The sequence below is a fragment of the Rubrivirga sp. genome (assembly GCF_049648075.1).
In the GTDB taxonomy this organism is placed as follows: domain Bacteria; phylum Bacteroidota; class Rhodothermia; order Rhodothermales; family Rubricoccaceae; genus Rubrivirga.
In genome coordinates this window covers 1-5951 of sequence record NZ_JBARYR010000639.1, presented here as the reverse complement: position 1 = coordinate 5951, position 5951 = coordinate 1, and the positions used below count along the sequence as shown (strand labels likewise).

Here is a 5951-nt window from a genome sequence, read left to right as displayed (position 1 = left end):
CTCGTCACCCGGGTGGAAGGTCGGGATCGTGATCTCGTCTACGTCCGCTTGGGCGCGCAGGTTGATCGTGTTCGACTCCGTGAGCCCCAAGAGGGCGCGGGCGATGATCTGGCGGTCGACAGCGTCGAAGTCGCCGTCTAGGTCGACGTCTCCGTTACCGATGGCGTCGAGGATGCCGTCACCGTCCGTGTCCGCGTTCGCAAATGCGAGCACGTCCTGGGCCGGATCGATGTCTCCATCGTCGTTGGTATCGGCGGCGTTGACGATCGCCTGGTCACGGGCGTTGACGAACCCATCACCGTTGATGTCACCGGTCGTCGCGACCTGACCGTCACCGTTGCCGTCGGCATCGACGAACACCTGGGTGTCATCGCTGTCGATCACGTCGCCAGGCGACGCAATGTCGAAGACGTTGAAGATCAGCTGATCTGCAGCGTCGACGTCACCGTCCTGGTCGATGTCCGAGTCGTCGAACCCGTCAGTGTCGGCATCGCCGGCCGTTCCATCGTCGACCGCATTCGGGTCGTTCACGATGTTCGGGTCTCCAGCGACCAAGTCGGGGCCGGGGCCACCGGTATCGACGTCGCCGTTGCCGTCGGGGTCAGCGGCCGCAACGCGGTCCGCGTCATCCGAATCGACCTGGCCGTCGTTGTCGACGTCTGCGATGTCGAACAGCGCCTGGTCCACCTGGTCGACGTCGCCGTCACTGTCGAGGTCGCCGTCGGCGATCGCAACACCGCCGTTGGAGGCCGCAGCGATCGCGATCAGGTCGTCGATGGTGACGATCGTGGTCGGAGCAACGACGTTGGCGACGAGGTCGTAGACCTCTTGGTCAGCCAACGTGACGTCGCCGTCACCGTCGAGGTCACCAGCGACCTCGTCCTGACCGTCGAGCACGCCGTCCTGGTTCGAGTCGAACTGGAAGATGATGCCCTGAGCAATCGCAGCGTCCGCGCCGTCGACGTCGCCGTCGCCGTCGAGGTCGCCGTCCGACAGGTCCACGACGCCGTCTCCGTTGGCGTCGTCGACGACGCCGAAGCCGGTCGCGAGCCACACGGCACCGAGGCCGATGACGTCGCCGCCGAGCTCGAGGTCCGACGCGCCTTCGACGAAGAACGTGTTGTCTCCGACGTTCAGGATGTCGATCTGCTGGAAGCCCGCCGCCGTGACGTGGACACCCGAGTCAAGAATGACCGTGGTCCCATTGAGGACGAGCCGGCCGTTCAAGTTGCCAGCCTCCTCCGGGGGGGTCCCGGGCAGGTTGACGTCGTTGAGGAGCGCGATTTCGAGCGTGTTCCCCGTCGACGAGCCGTCCGTGATGGCGGCATCGATGGCGGTGAAGTTCTCGATCCGCGCGTCGACATCGTCGTCGCCGACAAAGACGCTCGACAGGAAGATGATTCCGTTGATGTCGGACTCGGCGCCGCTAACGTCGCCGGCACCCGTGATCACGACGCCGTCTCCACCGAGGACGAGGCCATTGCTAAAGGCGCCACTGCTGAACGTGCCCGCGATCTGGTTGTTGGCGCTCGTCGCGATGAGCGCGCCATTGAACGACGTCTGGACGACGGCGTCATCCTCGATCAGGATGTCTCCGAGCACACCGAGGAACACGTCCTGGATATCCACGACCGCGTTATCGATCCGGGTGTTGGGCACGAACGTGCCTGTGATCGGGTCGAACGTGGTGTCCGTGGGACTGTCCGCTGCACCGCCACGACGACGGCCGTCACGGACGACGAAGTCACCTTGGATGAAGCCACCCTCGATTCCTGGAGCGAAAAAGCCGAGTCCGGGCGTCTCCGTGTCGAAGAAGTTCTGGATCTCAAGGCGTCCGTTCTGGATGTCGACGGTAAAGTCGCGGACGTTGGACGGGCTAAACTCCTCGCCCACGAACCCGAAGTCGTCCGTGTTCGGACGGTCATCGATGTAGGTGAGGTCGAAGAGGTTGTTGTCGTCGTTGAAGCCCGAGTCGTTGGTGCCGTCACCATCGGTGTCGTCCTCGATGATCCGCGGCGTGAGGCCGTCGTTGGTGATGTCCACCACGACCGCAGCAACGTCGCCTTCGGGCGAGATGTCACCGGTGATCTCACCGATGAATACGCCATTGTTGAAGACCTGGGCATCGTCAGCGATGACGCTGCCATCGATCAGGAACAGGGTCCCGACGAAGTTGACGTCGGCCGTCGGGGCGAGGTTGACGTTGCGGTCAACGCGGACGTCGTCGACGACGCCGTCGCCACCGAGGGTGGCCGCGAACTCGTTGGCGATGTCGTTGAGCGGGTCCTCGTCGTTGTTCTCAGGCAGGCCCGCGAACACGATCGTGCCGTTGGTGACCTGTCCGTCAACGATGACGACGCCGCCGTCGCTGTTCTGCACCGTGTTGAGATTCGTGACGGGGTCCGGTGTGAAGAACCGGTTGCCGGCGATCGTGACGCTGCCTCCGTTGAGGTCGAGCGTTGCGCCGCCACCGACCGCGAGGTCGGGGTCGTTGATCGTGGCGCCGGCGCCGATGATGTCGAAGCTGTTGCCAGCGCCGACCTGGACGGTCCGACGGCCCAGGACGCGGAGGCCCGTGATGTCGAACTGCGGACCGGGCGCGAACGTGACCACGTCCGTGGAGGTACCCGCGAACGCGATGATGAACTCGTCATCGAAGGTGCCACCGCTCCGGTCGAAGCCACCGAGCGTGGTCAAAACCGCGCGCGAGTTGTTGGCCACCACGTCGCCGCCCGTCTGGGCGAAGTTGGTGAAGGTCGGGTCGTCCTCGACCTCGACGCTCGCACCGGATCCGACCGTGACGTCTCCGAAGACGCCGTCGCCTTCCAACTCAACCGTAGCACCGGCGGTGCCGTTGCCGTCGCGGATGCTGATCGAGCCGGAGATGGCCGAGTTGCTACCGACGAAGAGGTCGACCTCGCCACCGTCGTCCCCGAGTTGGGTGTTGACGTTGGTGAGCGTGCCGGTCAAGGTCACGTCGATGTTGATGTCCGAGCCATCAGCGTCGATGATCGCCGGGAGGATGTTCCCCGACGGGTTCACGGCTGCTGCGGTGAGCGTCGTGCCGTTGAAGGTGAACTGCGTCGGGACCTCGTCATAGTCCGGCGTACCGGTGACGGCCGCGTTCGTGACCTCGATCTCGTCGATGTCGAACTCGACGAGGCCGGCGCCCAAGGCGATGTTACCGTTCTGGAAGTCGAGCGAGCCGTTCTGAATCCGGAACGTGCCGCCGGCGCCCAAGAACTGGAACTGGCGCTGGCCCGCGATCGGGTTCGCGGTGTTCGGCTCGAGCTGGCGGGTGTTTCCACCGAGATCGAGGACGACGACGTCGCCACCGTTCGGGTCCGGCCGCGCCTCAAAGGCGAGGTTGAACTCGTTGGCGTTGTCACCGATGTCCTCGGTCAGCGAGTAGTTGCCGGCCTCGATCGAGATAATGTTCGAGTCGCTGCTCTGGCGAGCGACCTCGAGGGCGCGATCGAGCGAGCGGACCGGTCCGGCGTTGCCGGCCGTGACGCCCGCGTTGGCACCCGTGTTCGTCTCAACTCCGTTGTCGGAGTCGACGAAGATGCGCGTCTGCGCGTCTGCCGCACCTGCTGTAAACAGCAAGAGCGCCAAGACGGCTGCGCTAGAAAGGAGTCGGCTAATGCCGGCTCCGGGAGTATTGGTACTCGTCATGTTGAGGAGTGAGTTGTGGGGGGTATTGAAGGGTCGCACCTGGGGAGGAGCGCGCGAGCCGCCGCAACAGGGCAGCTACACACACGCTCCCCAAGGTAGGGTAGCGCGTCTGAAGATCCCGTTCAGAGCAGGCAGAAATCCGAGTGGACCGGCCTGCCACAAACGGGACGTGCACCATCTCCTACATCTTCCGTGCCAACTTGTTCAGGGCTCCCAAACAGGCCCGCACGGCCTCGAGGACGAGGACCCGGCGCGCTGCCGCCTGTTCGTGCGCACGCTGTGCACACCCCAAACCGAGGTGGCGCGCACGGCGTTCGCGGACCCGTTCGGCTCGCTCCGTTTGTTACCTCTTTGTGACGCGAGAAGGTTGCGTCTAGGCGTCAACTGCAGCACGAGGCCGGCGCCCTCGAGGACGCGAGGTGGTAGGGAGAGTTCGTGGTCGGGACCGGATGAGTAGTCTAAGCCCTCACAAATCCTTCCCCGATGCGGCTGCTTTCCTTCACTCTCGCTCTGTTCGCCGCCGGGTGCACGGCCACCGTGCCGCTAAGCGATCCGGCGCCCTCGACGCCATCGGCACCGGCCGTCGAGCGCTACCAGGCCACCATCACGCCTCAGGAGTTGGCCGGCCACCTCTACGTCTACGCCGACGACTACCTCGCGGGCCGGGAGACCGGAGAGCCCGGGCAGCGGTTCGCGTCTCGGTTCCTCGCCGGCCAGTACGCCGCGATGGGCGTCGCGGCAAAGGGGACGGGTACGGCCCAAGGTCCGTACGCCATTGACGGATACCTCCAGCCGTTCGCCCTCGAGCAGTCCACGCTCTCTCGCCTCACCACGAGGGTGTTCCAGGACGGGGTCTCGGTGCTCGAGTCCGTCCTCTCCTCCGAGGCCCTCGAGGACGCGCGCCTCGTCCCCATCTTTGGCCGGACCGAGACCGGGGGCGGCCCGATCGTCTATGTCGGCGACGGCTCAGGCCTCGACGCCCTCGACCTCGAGGGCGCGTACGCCGTCCTCTCCCCGGGTGCAGACCAAGCCGAGACTCGTGCGGCGCTCAGCGCCATCGGCGACGCCGGCGCTCTCGCCGCCGTGATCGTCGGGCCGCCGGTCGCCACGGCACTTCAGGCTCAGGCCGCGGGCGCCTTCGAGGCCGGGGGCCTGTCGCTCCCGCCGGACGGCGACGACGAGTCGGGCGGCCTGCCACCCATCTTGATCACGTCCGGAGACGTCGTCGCCGACCTGATGGCCGTGGCGGGCCTCGAGGCCGGAGACGACGGCTACCCACTGGGCGACACCGGCCTCACGCTCGACCTCGAGGCCGTGTACGACGTGCAGACGGTGATGAGCGAGAACGTGGTGGCGATCGTCGAGGGCTCGGACCCGCTCCTCAGGGACGAGGTCGTGGTCATCTCGGCGCACCTCGACCACGTCGGGGACGATGGCGACGGCGAGGACATGATCTACAACGGCGCCGACGACGACGGCTCGGGCACGGTCTCGATCCTGGAGATCGCAGAGGCGTTTCGGATGGCGGTCGAGGCGGGTGAGGGACCGCGCCGCTCGGTCCTGTTCTTGCACGTCTCGGGCGAGGAGAAGGGGCTCCTGGGTAGCGAGTACTACACCGACCGCGAGCCGCTCATGCCCATCGAGGACACGGTCGCCAACCTCAACATCGACATGATCGGGCGGTACGATCCCGAGCGTGGATTCGACACCACGGACTACGTCTATATCATCGGCGGCGACCTGATCTCGCAGGACTTGCACGACCTCAACGCGCGCGTCAACGACGAGACGGGCACGGATCTCTTTCTCTCGGACCGGTTCAACTCGCCGGACGATCCGAACCAGTTTTTCCGCCGCTCGGACCACTGGAACTTCGGCAAGTATGACGTGCCGTTCATCTTCTACTTTACGGGCACGCACGAGGACTACCACGGCGTCGGCGACAGCGCGGACAAGATCGACTACGACCGGATGGCGCGGATCGCGCGGCTGGTCTTCGGGACGGCGTGGGAGCTGGCCAACCAGGACGAGCGGCCGGCCGTGAGCGGCGTCGGCTTCAACTAACGCACCGTCTCGTCCTCGAGGGCGACCTGGACTCATTCGCGCGTTCGCCCTCGAGGCTGATCCGCTAAGGGGCAACGACCTCGAGGGCGATGTAACGCAAAGAGGCCCCGCCCGGAGCGTTCCGGGCGGGGCCTCCTCATTTGGATCAAGCGCGGCTAGCGCGCCACCACCAGACGCCGGGACTCAACCTGGTCGCCCGCGATCACCCGGAG

Annotated in this window: 2 protein-coding genes; one reads left to right on the top strand and one right to left on the bottom strand. The window is 65.7% G+C overall.

Annotation, left to right across the window (positions count from 1 at the left end; genetic code table 11):
- On the bottom strand, nucleotides 1-3675 hold a 3675-nt coding region (locus WBA11_RS17310), incomplete at its 3' end, for a beta strand repeat-containing protein (RefSeq protein ID WP_424521892.1).
- Between the two features lie 483 nt (nucleotides 3676-4158).
- On the opposite strand from WBA11_RS17310, the gene WBA11_RS17305 reads away from it, so the two are divergent.
- Nucleotides 4159-5739, top strand: coding sequence for a M28 family peptidase (locus tag WBA11_RS17305; protein ID WP_424521891.1), 1581 nt, complete (start codon nucleotides 4159-4161; stop codon nucleotides 5737-5739).
- The last annotated feature ends 212 nt before the right edge of the window (nucleotides 5740-5951 follow it).